General features: G+C 45.9%; 16 protein-coding genes. 9 read left to right on the top strand and 7 right to left on the bottom strand.

Features of this window, described 5'->3' with window-relative positions; all coding sequences use genetic code 11:
* Positions 1-108 precede the first annotated feature (108 nt).
* Entirely contained in the window at positions 109-1,392 is a 1,284-nt protein-coding gene (gene hemL, locus FE392_RS04830; protein WP_319929097.1) for a glutamate-1-semialdehyde 2,1-aminomutase, read from the bottom strand.
* 62 nt (positions 1,393-1,454) lie between these two features.
* Here hemL and FE392_RS04825 point away from each other — a divergent pair, with 62 nt between their 5' ends.
* From FE392_RS04825 to FE392_RS04815, 3 genes are all read left to right on the top strand, one after another.
* Positions 1,455-1,616: a hypothetical protein gene (locus FE392_RS04825; RefSeq protein WP_319929096.1), complete on the top strand. Its 162-nt coding sequence runs from the start codon at positions 1,455-1,457 to the stop codon at positions 1,614-1,616.
* A gap of 127 nt (positions 1,617-1,743) precedes the next feature.
* Positions 1,744-2,088, top strand: coding sequence for an iron-sulfur cluster insertion protein ErpA (gene erpA, locus FE392_RS04820; protein ID WP_319929095.1), 345 nt, complete (start codon positions 1,744-1,746; stop codon positions 2,086-2,088).
* A gap of 210 nt (positions 2,089-2,298) precedes the next feature.
* The gene (locus FE392_RS04815; RefSeq protein ID WP_319929094.1) at positions 2,299-2,784 is read left to right on the top strand and encodes an NUDIX domain-containing protein; all 486 of its coding nucleotides are present in this window, start codon (positions 2,299-2,301) and stop codon (positions 2,782-2,784) included.
* A 91-nt stretch (positions 2,785-2,875) separates the two neighbouring features.
* Here the strand turns inward: FE392_RS04815 and FE392_RS04810 are convergent, their stop codons facing one another.
* From FE392_RS04810 to FE392_RS04800, 3 genes are all read right to left on the bottom strand, one after another.
* Positions 2,876-3,454, bottom strand: coding sequence for an Ail/Lom family outer membrane beta-barrel protein (locus FE392_RS04810; RefSeq protein WP_319929093.1), 579 nt, complete (start codon positions 3,452-3,454; stop codon positions 2,876-2,878).
* A gap of 627 nt (positions 3,455-4,081) precedes the next feature.
* A complete protein-coding gene (locus tag FE392_RS04805; RefSeq protein WP_319929092.1) occupies positions 4,082-4,981 on the bottom strand; it encodes a DMT family transporter in 900 nt (299 codons plus the stop codon).
* 282 nt (positions 4,982-5,263) lie between these two features.
* Positions 5,264-5,827, bottom strand: coding sequence for a helix-turn-helix domain-containing protein (locus FE392_RS04800; RefSeq protein ID WP_319929091.1), 564 nt, complete (start codon positions 5,825-5,827; stop codon positions 5,264-5,266).
* 89 nt (positions 5,828-5,916) lie between these two features.
* Here FE392_RS04800 and FE392_RS04795 point away from each other — a divergent pair, with 89 nt between their 5' ends.
* Entirely contained in the window at positions 5,917-7,098 is a 1,182-nt protein-coding gene (locus tag FE392_RS04795; protein ID WP_319929090.1) for a benzoate/H(+) symporter BenE family transporter, read from the top strand.
* 15 nt (positions 7,099-7,113) lie between these two features.
* Here the strand turns inward: FE392_RS04795 and btuF are convergent, their stop codons facing one another.
* Together btuF and mtnN are read right to left on the bottom strand one after the other, a co-directional pair.
* Positions 7,114-7,962 carry a vitamin B12 ABC transporter substrate-binding protein BtuF gene (gene btuF / locus FE392_RS04790; RefSeq protein ID WP_319929089.1) on the bottom strand — a complete coding sequence of 283 codons (849 nt, stop codon included), beginning with the start codon at positions 7,960-7,962 and terminating at the stop codon, positions 7,114-7,116.
* Between the two features lie 26 nt (positions 7,963-7,988).
* The gene (gene mtnN / locus FE392_RS04785) at positions 7,989-8,687 is read right to left on the bottom strand and encodes a 5'-methylthioadenosine/S-adenosylhomocysteine nucleosidase (RefSeq protein WP_319929088.1); all 699 of its coding nucleotides are present in this window, start codon (positions 8,685-8,687) and stop codon (positions 7,989-7,991) included.
* 115 nt (positions 8,688-8,802) lie between these two features.
* On the opposite strand from mtnN, the gene dgt reads away from it, so the two are divergent.
* Positions 8,803-10,329 (top strand): dGTPase, encoded by a 1,527-nt coding sequence (dgt, locus tag FE392_RS04780; protein WP_319929087.1) that lies wholly within the window; start codon positions 8,803-8,805, stop codon positions 10,327-10,329.
* Here dgt and FE392_RS04775 read toward each other — a convergent pair.
* Complete coding sequence (locus tag FE392_RS04775) at positions 10,313-12,679, bottom strand: ATP-binding protein (RefSeq protein WP_319929086.1); 2,367 nt, start codon at positions 12,677-12,679, stop codon at positions 10,313-10,315. The two genes, dgt and FE392_RS04775, sit on opposite strands and share 17 nt — an antisense overlap.
* A 53-nt stretch (positions 12,680-12,732) precedes the next feature.
* Between FE392_RS04775 and rlmD the strand changes: the two genes are divergently transcribed.
* The 4 genes from rlmD (at position 12,733) to pyrG (ending at position 19,086) form a co-directional block, all read left to right on the top strand.
* Positions 12,733-14,100, top strand: a complete 1,368-nt coding sequence (gene rlmD / locus FE392_RS04770; RefSeq protein ID WP_319929122.1) for a 23S rRNA (uracil(1939)-C(5))-methyltransferase RlmD — start codon at positions 12,733-12,735, stop codon at positions 14,098-14,100.
* A 41-nt stretch (positions 14,101-14,141) separates the two neighbouring features.
* Entirely contained in the window at positions 14,142-16,379 is a 2,238-nt protein-coding gene (gene relA / locus FE392_RS04765) for a GTP diphosphokinase (protein ID WP_319929085.1), read from the top strand.
* A gap of 7 nt (positions 16,380-16,386) precedes the next feature.
* A complete protein-coding gene (gene mazG, locus FE392_RS04760) occupies positions 16,387-17,187 on the top strand; it encodes a nucleoside triphosphate pyrophosphohydrolase (protein ID WP_319929084.1) in 801 nt (266 codons plus the stop codon).
* A gap of 261 nt (positions 17,188-17,448) precedes the next feature.
* Positions 17,449-19,086, top strand: a complete 1,638-nt coding sequence (gene pyrG / locus FE392_RS04755; protein WP_319929083.1) for a glutamine hydrolyzing CTP synthase — start codon at positions 17,449-17,451, stop codon at positions 19,084-19,086.
* Positions 19,087-19,109 lie beyond the last annotated feature (23 nt).

Genomic DNA, 19,109 nt, shown 5'->3' with positions numbered 1-19,109 from the left:
AGAATCATTGGCTGTGATGCCGATTGTTCAGGCGCTACGGGCTTTGGTGTGAATGGTTTTCCAGACGTCGCGGGTAACCCGGTGGGACGTCTGGAAAAGTCAGGCCGGTTATTTCAGTTTTGCGAAGCTGCGTGCTGCGGCATCAACGGTACGCTGGATATCTTCATCAGTATGGGCGATGGACATAAAACCAGCTTCAAATGCGGAAGGTGCCAGATAAACACCTTCTTCCAGCATCAAATGGAAGAATTGCTTGAAACGTTCCACGTCGCATTGCATGACATCCTGATAACAGGTAACGCTTTCTGAATCAGTGAAGAAAATACCAAACATACCGCCAACATGATTGACAACCAGCGGAATGTCCGCGTTTGAAGCGGCATTTTTCAGGCCAGCGGCCAGCTTGTCTGTCAGTTCAGTCAGACGCTGATGGACACCAACTTGGGCAACTTCGTTCAGGCAAGCCAGACCCGCCGCCATGGCGATTGGGTTACCGGAAAGGGTTCCGGCCTGATACACCGGGCCGGTTGGTGCCAGTTTTTCCATGATTTCCAGACGGCCGCCGAAGGCACCGACAGGCATACCGCCACCAATGATTTTGCCCAGGGAAGTGAGGTCTGGTTCAACACCGTAATATTCTTGTGCGCCACCCAGAGCAACACGGAAGCCAGTCATGACTTCATCAATAATCAACAGGGCACCGAATTCATCACACAGCTTGCGCAGACCCGGCAAGAATTCTGGCAGTGGCGGAATGCAGTTCATGTTACCCGCGACAGGTTCGACGATGATACACGCAATCTCTTCCGGATATTTTTCGAACGCTTCACGGACGGAATTCAGGTCATTGTAAATGCACGTCAGGGTATGTTTGGCAAAATCCGCAGGAACTCCCGGAGAATTGGGCTGACCAATGGTTAATGCACCTGAGCCGGCTTTGACCAGCAAGCAATCTGCGTGACCGTGATAGCAGCCTTCAAATTTAATGATTTTGTCGCGTTGGGTATAACCACGAGCCAGACGAATGGCACTCATGGTAGCTTCTGTGCCGGAATTCACCATACGAACCATATCCATGGACGGCACCAAATCGGTGACCAGCTTTGCCATTTCCACTTCAGCAGCCGTCGGCGCGCCAAAACTCAGGCCACGTTCCGCTGCTTCAATGACGGCATTGCGGATGGCAGGATGATTGTGCCCAAGAACCATTGGCCCCCATGAACCGACATAATCAATATAAGCATTGCCATCAACATCATAAAGATAGGCACCATCGGCACGCTGGATAAAGACCGGCGTTCCGCCTACGCCATTAAAAGCACGTACAGGGGAGTTAACACCGCCCGGGATCACATGTTTTGCCTGAGAGTAAAGCGTTTCGGACTGGCTCATTGATAAAAGCTCCTGAAAGATATAAAGACTGGTAGAGATACAATGGTGCCATTCTATACCCAATGGATTTCAAGTTACATCGTGGCGGCAAGGGAATGATAGATAACCGTATGTTTATAAAAACGGTGGCTGGGGTGAATGCGTGCAGCCAACAAAGAGGCAACTTGAAAGACGAAGGGGATAAAGCCCCCCCAATAGCTAAGCCAAATAATCAAGAAAGGTGATATTGTTGCATTCGTGTGGCAAAACTTGAACGAATTAGTCAGGTATTGGATAATCCCGATAACTGATCAGAAAGCGTAAAATAACCTTTCGAGAATTCTTACCGGAAAACCGGACTGGAGTAAAAATATGAGCGATGATGCTGCACTGCCTTTGCAGTTTACTGATGCCGCAGCCAATAAAGTCAAAGTACTGGTTGCTGATGAAGATAACCCGAATCTGCGCCTGCGGGTTTATATTACAGGTGGTGGTTGTAGCGGATTCCAGTATGGTTTCACTTTCGACGATCAAATTAACGAAGGTGACATGACTATTCAGAAGCAAGGGGTTGAGCTGGTTGTTGACCCAATGAGCCTGCAATATCTGGTTGGTGGATGTGTGGATTACACGGAAGGGCTGGAAGGTTCCCGTTTTATTGTCACCAATCCGAATGCAAAAACGACCTGCGGCTGTGGTTCCTCTTTTAGCGTCTAATTGGCATAGGGACAGTGATTGCAAATAACGCCCTTTTCCAAAAAGTTCGCATACTGACAAACCCCGTTTAAAATAACGGGGTTTTTTCTAATAATAAGCACTGCTAAAAATCAACAAACTCTCCGGGCACAAGGCGTGTGATTAGAATAGGTCATTTCAGACAAATTTTTGCCTTTTTATCGCAGCACCTTTTTTATTGGAGTGTCGTTCGTGCATCAAAATAATACTGCGGCTGTTCGTATTTCAGCAAAAGCCATCATTATTTACAAAGACCAGATTTTACTTGTCAGATATCAATCGGATTCAGACGAATGGTATACCCTTCCCGGTGGAGGGCAGCTATTTGGAGAAACATTGGCTCAAACATTGATGAGAGAATGCCTTGAAGAGACGTTATACAAGATTGAACCTGAGCGTCTGGTATTTGTCAGGGAATATATAGGGCGTAACCATGAATTTGCTGAATTTGATAAAGATGTCCATCAAATTGAATTGATGTTTCTTGCTTCGCTTGCCGATAAGAATCCCGATATTCACAATCTGGATATTAACGCGGACAGGGATCAAATAACGGCTCAATGGGTCAATTTGAGCGATGTGATAAACCTGCCTTTATTTCCTGCGGTATTGCGCCCCTTAATTGCAGAAAAACGTTTTTCATTTGATTTTCCTGCCTATTTAGGCGATGTGAATTGAGACTGCGCGGAGAGAATTTGAATCCTCGATCCATTGGGGAGAAAGACGAAAGCGAACAAACGTCATTTTGCCCGCTTTCGCCCAGCCTTATTTAAAAGCGGTAGCCTACGCCAACATTGAAGCCGTTAATCGAATGTTTGCCATGAATGCTCGCCCTGCTGCCTTCATAGCCAACATTAACCGATAGGTTTTCCATTGGATTGATGATAAGCCCGGTGGCATAGGCAAAATTAGTCGATTTTCCGGACACACTGCCGCGTTCATGCCCGCTGGGTTTATCTGCACCAACGCTGTTTCGCCATTCATATCCACCGTCAGCTTTCGTGTGAGAAATACCCATTAAACCATAGAGGCTGACATAGTCATTAATGCGGTAGGCCGGGCCAGCCAGAAATGAATAATACTTCACATCGGCATGCTGTTTATAAAAATCGCCCGCTTCATCATGATAGCTTTTTGCGTGATCGCCCTTCATATAGCTGAATGAACCGATAACACTGATCGGGGAATCCCATTCATAACGATATTGAGCATTCACGCCGCGGATATCTTTAAGACCCTGCACCTTGCTCTGCGCGTACCCCACGGATACGGTATGGTTATCTGCCAACGCATAGGTGTTTCCCAAAAGACCGCCGAACGCAATGATTACTGTCGCTATTCTTTTCATGTCAACCCTCATCATGTTATCTATTGAATGTGTTAAAAATACTTTTTAAATGACGCCATGATTACCATTCTTTGTTCCCAGCCTGCATGCCACGGTCAATCTCCGCCAGTGCTGAACCGACCTGTTATGCAATAGCTTGAAGAGAAAAGGGAACCGCATCACTTAGCACTCTTATTTGGAATGCATATATACACTTCGTCTTTCAAACTGCCTTTTAAGCGATATCTTTTTATTTAAGATAGGAAAAAGGCTTCATTCGTAATTAGAGAATTGCCGCTAAACAAAACATCAAAACCTGAATGAAGCCCGCGATAATTATTGCTATAAAAGGTTGTCTAAAGCAAATTATTAATTATTTTCTTCTGTTAAATTATTTTTGTTTATTATTTTATAAGTTAATTTGTTGTTGGTTTATTAATCTCTGAGAAGAAATCAATTGAGGTAGATGTTGGCGGGATTTTTTCAACATGATGATAACTCAACCTGACATAATGACAAACGAGCTCAGTGTTTCCATCGATTGCTGCTCTTTTTTCTGTTTAAGTTTGCCGATAATTGCCATAAAAGCCTCCTTTTAGGCGGTTGTTTCACAAGGGAAATTTGGGGCCAGGCAATTAGCAGAAATAGCTAAGACGAAATGAGTTGTTGTTGATGAGGTTTTTTAAGAATGCTGATCACCAAGCCTGACATAATGAAAAACGCGCCCAGTGTTCCCATCCATCCTAACGTTTCCCCGATAAAGATAAATGCGAATAACGTTGAAAACAGAGGTTCACTGGTTTCGGTGATTTGCACGCTGCTTGCTTCGCCTTTTTCCACGGCCTTGGTTGTAAAGTAAAATCCACCAATTGACGGGAGCAGCACCAGCCCCAAAATCATCAACAATGCGATGCCGGAAGGCAGTTGCAATCCTTCATATATTGCCGGTACAGCAAGAAAAATAGTGCCGAAGCCAAATAGCCAGAGCAATACGGATATTCCGCTGCCGATATTCATCAGTTTTGAAAGAAAGATGAAGAGGGCATATCCCAACCCGCCCAGCAATGCCAGTACGATGCCTTTATAGCTGCCGGAAGTTTGCCCGGCAAAATTAAACAGGCAGTAAACACCAATGAGAATGAGCCCGAACGATAACCACTTATTGATACCCATTTTTTCACCCAAAAACAGAGAGGAAAGAATGAGCGTAATGCCACCAGCGGCATAAACCAGAAACGAGACGAGAGGAATTGGCGCTTCATTGAATGCCCAAGTTTCGAAGAAATACAGGCAAAAGATCCCGAAGAAGGCAAGCAAGGCAAATTGCCGGCTTTTATGCCGCAATTGCAAAAATGTCCGGCGCTCAGCAGGTTTTGACAAGCAATATACCAGCAGTATCAGAAAGGCAATAAAACACTTCCAGAATGCAACCTGATGATGGCTGATCCCTGAATTAAGCCCGAAATGGGTTAACACGCCAATGGTGCCGTTGAGAGCGGCGGCCGTGAGAGCGTAAAATTCAGCTCTCTGGTAAAAAGCATTATTCATATTCTGTGGTTATCCAAATAAAAATTGAGCGCAATAAAGAATTAAAACAAAACATTATTATTTTAAATTTAATCTGTGTCAGTAATGTTATTTGATAATTGCAGTCTATTAAGAATAAGAACACACGATTATTTTCACTATAATTTCATGTTGATCAGTCTGTTAAATTCAGTTTAAACCCTGACCAATGTGAACGGGGAAATATAACGGGAATTATTCAGGGACTTTCTGTGTTTCAATTGTTACCCGCTTGCACTACAGGCGAAATAGGTGTGTGAATAGTCACTTATGAGGATAGTGAATAAGGTTATGGAGAACGACAACGTCATCTCCTGAATTAGTATAGGCATGATGGCAATCAGCATGAAAACGTATGGATTCACCGGCTGAAATTTTATGCCAAGTCTCATTGATACGCAGATCTAATACTCCACTAAGCACGACAATATGCTCGATCACCCCAAATTCATGTGGAGAAGATTCACTTGAGGCGCCTGGTATCAACTCTATTTTCAATAAATCGATGAAGAGTTCATCATCAAAGGGGACGAGTGGTATTACCCGCATACCTGAATCGTTTTGTTCAAAGGTAGGTAATTCATTGAATCGGTGTAATACAGGTTGAGGCTGAGGGGTGGCACCTTCTAAAAAAGTTGAAAAAGCAATATTAAAGCCGGTTGCTATTTTCCATAGTGTCGAAACTGTTGGGCATGATTGGCCTCGTTCAATTTGCCCAAGCATGGCTTTGCTGACGCCTGTCAGTTTAGCCACTTGGCTGAGGCTTAATTCACGAGAGGTTCTTAATGATTTAAATGTTTCAGCAATTTTCGATGTGATATCACTCATTGGTGCTGTCTCAAAAGTCAATGCATGATTGAGCGTTATAATGCGCGATGATACTATCGTCCGTTATAACGTCCAATAGGTCATGCAAGATGTTTAATTTATCATTTTTTAAGGATTTTTCACCGGCAGCTTTTATTACAGGATTTGTTGCCGTATTAGTTTCATATGCTAGTTCAATTGCGATAATTCTCCAAGCGATGACCGCCATCGGTGTTGAACCTTCACAAATAGGTGCTTGGTTAAGTATGCTTGGCTTCGGAATGGGGATCACGACAATTGCATTATCGCTTTATTATCGCACTCCTATTTTGACGGCTTGGTCAACACCGGGAATTGCATTGCTGGCGACAAATGTTTCGGGTATTTCCGTTAATGAAGCCATTGGTGTTTTTATTTTTGCTTCGGCATTAATGTTGATATGCGGTATCACTGGGTTATTTGCCAGATTGATGAATTATATTCCACACTCCATAGCCGCAGCGATGTTGGCCGGAATATTACTCCGTTTCTGCTTGGATGCATTTGTAGTATTACCAATCAATTTTTGGCTGTGCGGTGCAATGCTATTTGTTTACTTAATTGCCCGTCGCTATTTCCCGTTATATGCAGTCATCTCGACACTGATGGTTGGATTGATTGTTTGTATTATAAGTGGTGATTTAAACTTGGCGGGTGAAAGCATCGCGTTTTCCATGCCGGAACTGGTTATGCCACAATTTAATGCAACCGCACTCATTAGTATTGGGATTCCATTTTTTATCGTCACCATGGTTTCACAAAATGCCCCGGGAACCGCGACATTACAAGCAGCGGGATATCCTCCCCGTGCATCTAAATTACTGACTTGGACATCGTTAACTGCCATCATTCTGGCTCCTCTGGGAGGGTTCAGTATTTGTATTTCTGCAATTACCGCTGCAATTTGTATGGGAAGTGATGTCCATCCAGATAAGCAGAAACGGTATGTTGCTGCTGTCAGCGCGGGTTTTTGCTATTTATTGGCGGGTGTTTTGGGTGGGGCAATTTTCTATTTGTTCAGCGCTTTTCCAAGCACGTTAATAAAAAGTTTGGCCGGATTAGCGCTGATTGGCACTTTTGCCAATAGTTTGAATCTGGCCATCAAAGATGAAAGAACCAGAGATGCTGCCATAATCTGTTTTCTGACCACCGCTTCCGGCGCAAATTTACTGGGCGTCAGTTCAGTATTCTGGGGCTTAGTCGTTGGCATTGTCGCGCACAGCCTGCTAAAAAAACGCACGAAGATAAAATAGCGTTTGTTTTTATAGTTATTTTAATAGCGGACAAAGTTGTTCTGCGGCGAGAACTATTCTCGGCCCGGCCCGACTGAACCAGTCATCATTCAGGGCGATAATTTCAATATTCAACTGGGGTTTCCAAAAATCAGCGACTTGCTGTTTTTGTTCTTCCGTTCCGCCCATGACAATGACTTCCGGTTTACGGACAATGACCTGCTCACGATTAACTTGCGGCCAAGGAACAGGGCTGTCAGCAAAAATATTCCTGCCGCCACACAGGGAGACAATTTCACTTTGGATAGTGTGATCGGATGAGGTAAAAATAGGATTCATGCCAAACTGCAAAAATACAGGCTTGGGTTGTGGATTGGCATAGTCCTGTTTGAGCTGGTTCAACTTCTGGAGAAAATCTGCGGCCGATTTTTTAGCCACGTCAGGATTGGGGCTATAGTTGGCGAGTTTTTCCAGCTCTGTTGCCACATCTTCTATTTTTTTTACATCAGAATAAAAAATCGGAATGCCCAAGGCGGCAAGTTGTTCCAGAGGGCGTTGGGGGTTTCCGCCGCGCCATGCCAAAACCAAATCAGGTTTCAGTGCGATAATCCGCTCGACATTGATTCCTTGCCAATCTGCGACTTGCTCCAGTTTTTTTGCTGCCTCGGGATAATCGGAGTAAGCACTAACTGCGACAAGTTTATCTCCCAATCCCGCAGCGTAGGCCAATTCTGTTGTTGAGGGTGCCAGACTGATAACACGGGATGCAGCCGCATAAAGCGGAGCACTGAAAGTACATACAAAGCTATACACAAAACCATATAAAAGGAATGAGAATGCCAGCCAAACAGAACGATGAAGGGCAGTTTTCACACATGATTTCATTATCGGTGCTCCACTTTAAGAGGGGATTATTGTTTGCTTAGTTCGGTCAGCATGGCATTGACCATGCGTGTGGATTCACGGGCAGCAACAACTAAAAACTCATCAAAGCTGATATGGGATTCTTGATCGGCAATGTCAGAAATGGCACGAACAACAACAAACGGCACTTTATATTGATGGCAAACATGGCCAATGGCAGCCGCTTCCATTTCAACCGCCGCGACTTTCGGGAAGATGGCTCGAATGCGGGCCAATGGTTCAGAGCCATTGATAAAGGCATCACCGCTGCAAACTAGGCCACGTACTGCATTGAGGTCGAGGGATTGGATGCATTTTTCTGCCAAAGCTACCAATGCGGCATCAGCAATGAATGCTGCCGGGCACTGCGCCATCTGTCCGGCTTCATAGCCAAACGCAGTAAGATCAGCATCGTGGTAGCGAACTTCTTCGGAAACGACGATATCGCCCACTTTTAATTTAGGGTCAAGGCCGCCGGCGGAACCGGTATTAATCACGAAATCTGGCTGGCAATGTTCTATCAATAATGTGGTTCCAAGCGCGGCAGAAACTTTACCAATACCGGATTTCAGCAAAGCGATGTCAACGCCATTCAATTTTCCGGTATAAATCTCGCATCCGCCTCGTGACAATGTTTGCAGACCTTCAATCTGGTCACGCAAGAAAGTCACCTCTTGTTCCATTGCACCTATTACGCCTATTTTCATTGTGTCATACTCACTTTTTATTAACCGGTTGATTTAGTCGGAAAGTGTATCATTGAATGGGCATTTACCGGAGAGCTCAATTCTAAATCATCGTTTCATTTAGTATGGGGGACTGATGTCTAAGATTGATTTCAAACAGAAGTTGAATTACCAGCGTAAGTTCAGTAAATCTTCTATCCATTCTGATGATGAAGATTATGTGACACGCCAATTTGAGAGTGACCGTGGACGGATCATTAACTCGGCCGCCATTCGCCGATTGCAGCAGAAAACGCAGGTATTCCCTTTGGAACGCAATGCTGCTGTGCGCAGCCGATTGACACATTCGCTCGAAGTGCAGCAAATCGGTCGCTACATCTCAAAAACGATTATTTCGGAACTGACAAAGCAAGGTTTGCTACAGGAATATGGCCTAGGTGAGCGCTTACTCGCTTTTGAAAGCCTGATTGAAATGGCCTGTTTAATGCATGATATCGGCAATCCTCCGTTCGGTCATTTTGGGGAAGCCGCGATTAAAGATTGGTTTTCCCGCCGGCTGGATCCTGATTATTCGCTCACAACAGAAAACCGGCAGGATGGCTGTAATGTGCCAGCATTGCGGCTGACAGGGGAAGAAAAGAAAGATCTCTTCCGCCGACAATTGCGCAAGGATTTATGCCAGTTTGAAGGCAATGCCCAGGCTATCCGTCTGGCGCATAATTTACTGCGGTTGAATCTCACCTATGCCCAGATAGGCTGTATCTTGAAATATACCTGCCCGGCTTATCGCCTTGACCCGCCTCTTCCTGAATTCAGTTACTTGATGAAGAAAAAGGGTTATTACTGGTCAGAAAACAGTTTTATCCATGAGTTGAGAAAAGAGCTGCAAATGGGGGAGTTTTGCCGCTTTCCGCTGACATACATTATGGAAGCTGCCGACGATATTTCGTATTGCATTGCTGACTTGGACGATGCCGTTGAAAAAGGCATTTTTAATGTCGAACAATTGGTGGAATACCTAAAGGCAGAGTGGGAGAAAAATGGCGGTCACAGGAAAGGGGATTTATTTGAATCCACGGTGATACAAGCCCATAAGAAAACACTCCATAATGAAGTTCGCCGCAATATCCATGAACAGTTTTTTATGTATCTGCGGGTATTTATCACGGGAAAATTGGTGCCTTATACTTCCCGTTTGTTCATTGAGAATTTGCCGGAAATCTATGCAGGCACATATAACCATGCCTTGCTGGAAGGGGATAGCGAAGAGCATCGTTTATTGAAAACATTGAAGAGCGTGACGCGTACCCGTGTTTTCAATCATCCCGAAGTGGAAGAGCTGGAATTACAGGGCTACCGGATTATCAACGGATTGCTGGATGTTTATAGCCCTTTGCTGGAGATGTCCAGACAGGATTTCATGGAGCTGAACCAGAATAATTTTCACACTAAATTCTTTATTGAAACCCGTCTGTTGCACAAACTTTCCACCAAGCATCGTCTGGCGTATAACGAAGCCGTGGAGGGAATAGTTGCCACTGATGAAGCTGATAAAGATGTTATCGAATTTTATTATCGGGCACGTCTCATTCAGGATTATATCAGTGGCATGACTGACCATTATGCTTACGAGGAATACCGCAAGTTTATGGTGACGAAATAAGGGGCTTGGTTGCTCTGAGAATATCGGGGGCAGCCTCAATGACATGATTGATTTCATCTATGAATTCCAGTAGTTCCGGCTCCAAATCGAGTAAATCAATGTTTTGTTGCAGCTGTTTTTCGACCACTTCGCAAATCGCTTTCAGCTTTGGAACACCGTTATAGCAGCAACAGCCGTGCAATTGGTGGATATAATGCTGAAAGTGTTTGCGAGCCACCCCGCCATCAGGGAGCAAGGCAAGTTCAATCATGTTTTTCATTTCAGGCAATGTCTGGAGCAGCATTTCCAGCATCTCCCTTGCCAGTGGCTCTTTACCCGCAGTTTGCTTCAGAGCCATGTCCCAATCGATGGCTTGGTTTTTTTCCGACTGGCCTTTTTTTTCCGGCGGGCAAAATTGATTCAGCAATGTTTTCAGACGATTTTCATCCAAGGGCTTTGTAAGGCAATCGATAAATGGCGTGTTTTTGGCTTCATTGCAGGCAAAAGCCGTGACAGCCACAATCGGTGTTGTTTTATGGCGGGATAGTTGATGGATCTGCTTGGACGTCTGTATTCCGTCCATATCTGCCATCTGGATATCCATCAAAATCAGATCCAGAGCATGTTTTTCTGCCATCTCCAAGGCTTCCATGCCACTGCTACACAGCAAGGTGCTTTCAACTTGCTCACCCAACAATGTGCCGATTAATTTAAGGTTAGCGGGATTGTCGTCTACGGCCATGACAGTCATTGGCAAGCGTGCTGCCGCAGAAAAGGCAGGCAAGTGTTTTGATAGTGAATCCAGCAAAAACTCTTCTTTTTCCAGCCAGATGTCAAAATAGAACACGGTGCCTTTGGCCAGTTCGCTGGTGAAATCAATTTCACCTTTCATTTCATTGACTAATCTTTTGGTGATGCTCAAACCAAGCCCGGTTCCGCCGTAATGGCGGGTTATACTGGCATCAGCCTGATTGAAGGCCTGAAACAGTATCGGGCGATATTCGGGCTTAATGCCGATACCGGTATCGGTTACAGCAAAATCGATTTGCACAAGGTGATGTTGGTGCTGGCGTAATTTGATATCCAGCGTTACACACCCTTTATCCGTAAATTTAATTGCGTTGCCAATCAAGTTAGTGAGTATTTGCTGCAAACGAATGGGATCGCCAATCATCAGGTTCGGCAATTCTTCGTCAATATGGTGATACAGCGGCAGGTTTTTCACGCTGGCAGCAGGAGTAAGCAGCTCAATCACTTCATTGACGGTATCCCGCAGCAGAAAAGGGACTTGATCCAAAACCAACTTGTTGGATTCCAGCCGGGAGAAATCCAGAATGTCATTGATGATTTTAAGTAGATTATTGGCTGAACGATCAATGACATAAAGATATTCCATCTGTTGGGATGTGATGGGGGTTTTTAACATTTGGCGAGTAAAGCCAATAACGCCATTCAGCGGTGTGCGCAATTCGTGGGACATATTGGCGAGAAATTCCGTTTTGATCCTGACGGCTTCCTGCGCCCGCTTTTTGGCGAGGGTCAGCTCAACATTTTGAATTTCCAGCTGCTCCATAGTGATTTGTAAATCAGACGTGGCCTGATCAATGTGAAGCTGCATTTCATCCTTGTATTTAGAAAGCGAGCCTGCCACGGTATTAATGCCATTTTGGAGGGCAGCCAGTTCACCGGGCATGGCACCGGTTACGCGGCTATCCAGATGCCCCTGCCGGATACGATCCACCACTTCAACCATACAGTTCAGCGGCTGTGTCACTTTGCGCACCAATGCGTAGGCAAACAAAGCGGTTCCCCCCAAACACAGAATCAATAAGATAATTGAGGTGGCAATTTCTTTGTATTGCTGGAGTTGGGCGGCGCGCAAATCCAGATCAATCGCAATATAACCGATGGGCTGCGTACTGTTGGCAGCATTTTGCCATGATTGAGAAGAGGGGCTTTCTGAGATAATGGGCATCTTCAGGATAATGCTATTCCCATACTCAGTTTTAGTTAATGTGGTCGGAATAGGCTCGTCAGGCGTCAATCTCAGGCGATTGACATCATATTTATTGTTCGAAATATCGAATAATTGATGATGCTCATCGAAAATGGCAATTGCCCTGACAATTTCAGAGTTTCGTCGATGCAGGCTGTTTATCAATGACTTAACCCGCTTGCGGTTATCTAAGTTAATGCCCACTTCGCTGGCGATGGATAACGGCTCAATAATACTGATCCCACTGCGGACTATCAGGCTCTTCAACTCATAATAGCGGTATGAGATAAATGATATACTCACAAGCGTTCCGACCAGTAAAACAGGAACCAATATCAGGCTCATCATACGGGTGCGTAGGCTATATTTGGTCATAGGCGTCCATTGTGGGAAAATCAAAACTAAATTTCTTAAAGTCAGTCAGAATCATGGTGCAATTTTACTCCCCAAATCGTCGTTCCGTAAACCAAGGCATTATTTCAGTTACCGCAGATAACCTTGATGCCCAAGGGCAAGGCATTGCCCGCCATAAGGGAAAAACTATTTTTATTTCAGGGTTATTGCCGGGTGAGCAGGCCCAGATACAACTGACAGAAGAAAAACGCCAGTTCGCGAAGGCCAGGGTGGTGAAGCGGCTATCGGACAGCCCGCACCGTGTTACCCCCCGCTGCCCGCATTTCAAGGCATGTGGCGGATGCCAGCAACAACACGTTGTCATCGGGTTGCAGGCCGACACAAAAGCCAGTGTGTTGGAACATCTGATCCAGCGGGAGACAGGCGCTAACATCAGTGCACATCCCATTATTCATGGCCCGGAATATGGCTATCGGCGCCGGGCCAGACTCGGCCTGCAATATCATGCCAAGCAGCGCACCCTGCTGATGGGGTTTCGCCAGAGCCAGAGCAATGATTTGGTCAACATTAAGCAGTGTTCCGTCATGCATCCAGATCTGGAACGGTTATTGCAACCGTTGTCTCAGTGCCTGAACCAACTGAATGCCGCCAAACGGCTGGGGCATGTTGAATTGGTGCTGGCTGATAATGGCCCATTGCTGGTTTTGCGTCACCTTGATCTTTTAAAGCACGAAGACCGGGAGACGTTACGCACTTTCTCAGTGCAGAATAAGGTGAAGATTTATCTGGCAGGGGATGAGAAAACACTTGAGCCTTTAATTGAGGCACAAGAAGAGCCGTGGTATCAGGTAAATGGTTTAAAATTAGTATTCAGCCCGCAGGATTTTATTCAGGTTAATGATGAAGTTAACCAGCAAATGGTCGCTCAGGCGCTGTCATGGCTGGATTTGCAGCCAACAGACCGGGTATTGGATCTGTTTTGCGGGATGGGCAATTTTACGCTGCCGATTGCAACTAAAGTGCAGTCGGTGGTTGGCGTAGAAGGAGTTGCCGCGCTGGTCGCGAGTGGGCAATATAATGCGCAGCTAAATAAACTCCGGAATGTCGAATTTTTCCATGAAAATCTGGAATCGAATATTCATCAGCAGCCTTGGGCTGCGTTAGGATTCAATAAGGTGTTGTTGGATCCCGCCCGCGCAGGTGCTGCGGGTGTCATGTCACACTTAGTAAAACTGGCCCCTGAAAAAGTGGTTTACGTTTCCTGTAACCCCACAACTCTGGCACGGGACAGCAAAGTTATGCTGGAGGCTGGTTATCATCTTGTTAGTGTGCGGATGCTGGATATGTTTCCGCACACCGGCCATCTGGAGTCCATGGCGCTGTTTGTTCGTGAACCGTTTGTCAACGAAGCATTTGTTCATGAAACAAATAGCCGCAAATAATGGTCAGCCATGAGCCAATGGTTATCGAGTAGGGAGAAATTATGGTTGCGGTAAGAAGTGCGCACCTTACGCCAGCGGGGGAATTCGCTGTCGATAAGTGGATCGCGAGTTTAAATATCACCAATCCACAATCCAGTGAGAAATTGGTTGAAACCTGGCATTACTGTCACGAAAAAGTTCAAGATCACCCCAATGCGGAATTATTGCTGTGGCGCGGTGTGGAAATGGTGGAGATCTTGTCTACATTGAGCATGGACAATGACAGTATGCGTGCTGCGCTACTTTTCCCCATCCTTGATTCTAAACTGCTCGACAATGAAACAGTGACAGAAAAGTTTGGTAAGGAGATTACAAATCTGGTGACCGGCGTGCTGGAAATGGATGCCATTCGCCAGTTGAAAGCGACTCACACTGATTCAACTTGTTCTACGCAAGTCGATAATGTTCGCCGGATGCTATTGTCAATGGTGGAAGATTTCCGCTGCGTGATCATTAAGCTGGCAGAACGTATTGCCCATTTGCGGGAAGTGAAAGATGCTACTGAGGATGAGCGGGTACTGGCGGCCAAAGAGTGCTCCAATATCTATGCTCCCCTTGCCAACCGTTTGGGAATTGGGCAATTAAAATGGGAGCTGGAAGATTTCTGCTTCCGTTATCTGCATCCCGATGAGTATAAAAAAATTGCCAAGCTGCTGCATGAACGCCGAATTGATCGTGAGCAATATATCGAGAAATTCATTACCACGTTGCGTAAGTACATGCTGAAAGAAGGGATCAGTGGTGAAATATACGGGCGTCCCAAACATATTTACAGCATTTGGCGCAAAATGCAGAAAAAATCTTTGGCGTTTGATGAGTTGTTTGACGTGCGCGCTGTGCGAATTGTTGTCGATCGTTTGCAGGATTGCTACGCCGCATTAGGAATAGTGCATACTCACTATCGCCATCTGCCCGATGAATTTGACGATTATGTTGCAAACCCAAAACCGAACGGCTATCAATCCATTCATACCGTTGTCTTGGGGCCCAATGGCAAAACTCTTGAGATTCAGATCCGCACCCGCCAGATGCATGATGATGCGGAGCTTGGGGTTGCCGCACATTGGAAATATAAAGAAGGCACTGCTATTGGCGGCGGCAAATCCGGCAGTTATGAAAGCCGCATTGCATGGCTGCGCAAATTGATAGCATGGCAGGAAGAGATGGCGGATACCGGCGAAATGCTGGATGAAGTGCGCAGTCAGGTGTTTGATGATCGCGTTTATGTCTTTACGCCAAAAGGGGATGTCATTGACCTGCCAACGGGGTCTACACCGCTGGACTTTGCCTATCATATTCACAGTGATGTCGGGCATCGTTGCATTGGGGCAAAAATAGGCGGGCGAATCGTCCCTTTCAGCTACCAACTTCAAATGGGCGATCAGATTGAAATCATCACCCAGAAGCAGCCTAATCCAAGCCGGGACTGGTTGAATCCAAACCTTGGCTATGTCACCACCAGCCGTGGTCGGGCGAAAATCCATAACTGGTTCCGCAAGCAAGATCGTGACAAAAATATCATTGCTGGCCGCCAGATGCTGGATAACGAATTGGCACATTTGGGTATTACGCTTAAAGAGGCCGAAAAAGAACTGATTGCCCGTTATAACGTCCATTCATTGGAAGAAGTATTGGCGGGGATCGGTGTTGGTGACATTCGCATCCATCAGTTGGTGAATTTCCTGCAAAGTAAATTCAACAAAACCACGGCGGAAGAAGAAGATCGCAAAGCGCTTCGCACCTTGGAAAACAAAGCCCATACCGCTCGCAGTACCCCGAAAGATAATGGCCGTGTTGTTGTCGAAGGCGTTGGCAACCTGATGCATCACATTGCCCGTTGCTGCCAGCCAATTCCGGGCGATGAAATTATCGGGTTTATTACCCGTGGGCGGGGGATCTCCATTCACCGTGCTGACTGTGACCAATTGGTCGAACTGGAAGCCAGTTCACCGGAGCGGATTGTCGATGCCGTTTGGGGCGAAAGCTACTCTAGCGGCTACTCCCTTGTGGTGCGGGTACTTGCTAATGATCGCAGTGGATTATTGCGGGACATCACCACTATCCTTGCCAATGAAAAAGTCAACGTGCTCGGGGTCAGCAGCAGGAGCGATGTTAAGCAGCAACTTGCCACCATTGATATGAATATTGAGATCTACAACTTACAAGTGCTCGGGCGGGTATTGGCGAAACTCAATCAATTGCCTGATGTTATTGAAGCCAGACGTTTACACGGTAACTGACCAAAACATGGATAAAATGAAACCTATTTCTATTGAAAGACTGAAGGGGATTATGGCGCAGTTGCGCCATCCCCAGAATGGTTGTTCTTGGGACAAAGTACAGACTTCTGCCTCAATTGCCCCTTATACGCTGGAAGAAACCTATGAAGTCCTTGATGCGATTGAACGCAATGATGCCGATGCCTTGAAAGAAGAGTTGGGGGATTTGCTGTTTCATATCGTGTTTTACGCTCAAATGGCGCAAGAACAGCAACAATTTGATTTTGATGATATCTGTGAGGCGGTGTGTGATAAATTGGAGCGCCGCCATCCCCATATTTTCAACCAACAAGCCGGAACCCGCAGCGAAGAAGTGGCCGGGAGCTGGGAACAGCGCAAGGCCGCAGAAAGGGCAGAAAAAAACCAACATTCAGTCTTGGATGATATTCCCGCCAGCCTGCCCGCATTAATGAAAGCGTATAAAATTCAAAGGCGCTGTGCTGCTGTCGGTTTTGATTGGGATACCCTTGGCCCGGTGTTGGATAAAGTCTATGAAGAAATTGATGAAGTCATGGATGAAGCACAGCAGGCCGTTGTTGATGAAGCCCGATTGGAAGAAGAATTAGGTGATTTATTGTTTGCGGTTGTGAATTTGTCCCGTCATCTGGGGAATGATCCTGAAATGGCGCTGCAAAAAGGCTGCAATAAATTTGAAAATCGCTTCCGTAACGTCGAAAAACTGATCCTCGACAAAGGCCTGTCACTGGAAACTGCTACACTGGATGAGATGGAAGAAATGTGGCAGCGGGTTAAAAAGCAGCAGCCATAGCGTTGTCATCACGACAAATTGTCTAGAAATAGCCAAATGGAAGTTGCATGAAAGGCTGAATAACCTGAATCAGGTGAAAAATTTTTACACTAATAACTTGATGAATTTAAAAGGAAAGCAGAAGGTTTGTTTCGCTGTGTTACTGATTGTTGGGTAGGTTAACCTGCTCAGATGGTTTGTAGCGAAATTAAGGTTAGGGTATACTGCTTTCCCGTCCTGTTATATTCATCATTCTTTTAAACCTAAACTTTCAGGTTCAGCATGAAAACTAATTATATTTTTGTGACCGGCGGGGTCGTATCCTCTCTGGGTAAAGGCATTGCCGCAGCCTCTTTGGCGGCTATACTCGAAGCCCGTGGACTCAATGTCACTATTATGAAACTGGACCCGTACATCAACGTCGATCCAGGCACAATGAGCCCAACCCAACACGGGGAAGTTTTCGTTACCGAAGACGGCGCTGAAACTGATCTTGATTTAGGTCACTACGAACGTTTCATCCGAACCAAAATGACACGCCGCAATAACTTCACGACCGGCCGTGTTTACTCCGAAGTGTTGCGCAAAGAACGCCGTGGCGATTATTTGGGCGCAACCATTCAGGTTATTCCTCACATCACCAACGAAATTAAAGACCGCATTATTCGTGGCGCAGAAGGCCATGATGTTGTATTGGTAGAAATCGGCGGCACTGTTGGTGATATCGAATCCCTGCCATTCCTTGAAGCCATTCGTCAGATGGCGGTTGAAGTCGGTCGCGAAAATACCCTGTTCATGCATCTGACTTTGGTGCCTTACATGGCCGCAGCGGGCGAAGTGAAAACTAAGCCGACCCAACATTCCGTGAAAGAATTGCTCTCCATTGGTATCCAGCCGGACGTACTGATCTGCCGTTCAGATCGCATCATCCCAGCCAATGAGCGGGCAAAAATTGCGCTTTTCTGTAACGTTCCAGAGAAAGCGGTTATCTCTTTAAAAGATGTTGATTCCATTTATAAAATCCCAGCCCTCTTGAAATCTCAAGGCTTAGATGATTATATTTGTAAACGATTCAGCATCGAATGCCGGGAAGCTAATCTGTCCGAATGGGAGCAGGTCATTTATGAAGAAGCCAATCCATCAGGTGAAGTTACCATCGGGATGGTCGGTAAATACGTTGAGCTGCCAGATGCTTATAAATCAGTGATTGAAGCACTGAAGCACGGTGGGCTGAAAAATCGCCTGACGGTCAACATCAAGTTGATTGATTCACAGGACGTTGAAACCCGTGGCGTTGAAATACTGAAAGGCCTGGATGCGATTCTGGTGCCGGGTGGCTTTGGCGGCCGTGGTGTCGAAGGCAAGATTATGACTGCACGTTATGCCCGTGAGAACAAAGTCCCTTATTTGGGCATTTGTCTGGGTATGCAGGTAGCTCTGATTGAGTTTGCCCGTAACGTTGCAGGTCTGGAAGGTGCTAACTCCACTGAGTTTGAACCTGAATGTAAGTTACCGGTTGTTGGTCTGATCACCGAATGGCGTGATGAGAATGGCAACCTCGAAGTTCGCAGCGAAGAGAGCGATCTCGGTGGAACGATGCGTGTTGGTGGTCAACTGTGTCATCTGACCGAAGGTAGCTTGGTGCGTAAACTTTATGGTCAGGATGACATCACTGAGCGTCACCGCCACCGTTATGAAGTGAACAATTTGTTGTTGAAGCGCCTTGAAGATGCAGGTTTGTGTGTTGCAGGTCGTTCAATTGACAACAAACTGGTGGAAATTATTGAGAACCCGGCCCACCCTTGGTTTGTGGCATGCCAGTTCCACCCTGAATTCACTTCGACGCCTCGCGATGGTCATCCGCTATTTGCCGGCTTTGTTGAAGCAGCAGGCAAATATCAGAAAGGCCAGTTGAAATAAGATATGGGGCAATGGGTTGGTTT

It is taken from the genome of Xenorhabdus santafensis (assembly GCF_033949405.1).
In the GTDB taxonomy this organism is placed as follows: domain Bacteria; phylum Pseudomonadota; class Gammaproteobacteria; order Enterobacterales; family Enterobacteriaceae; genus Xenorhabdus; species Xenorhabdus santafensis.
The sequence above is the reverse complement of the archived record's forward strand: the minus strand, read 5'-3'. Positions and strand labels throughout refer to the sequence as shown.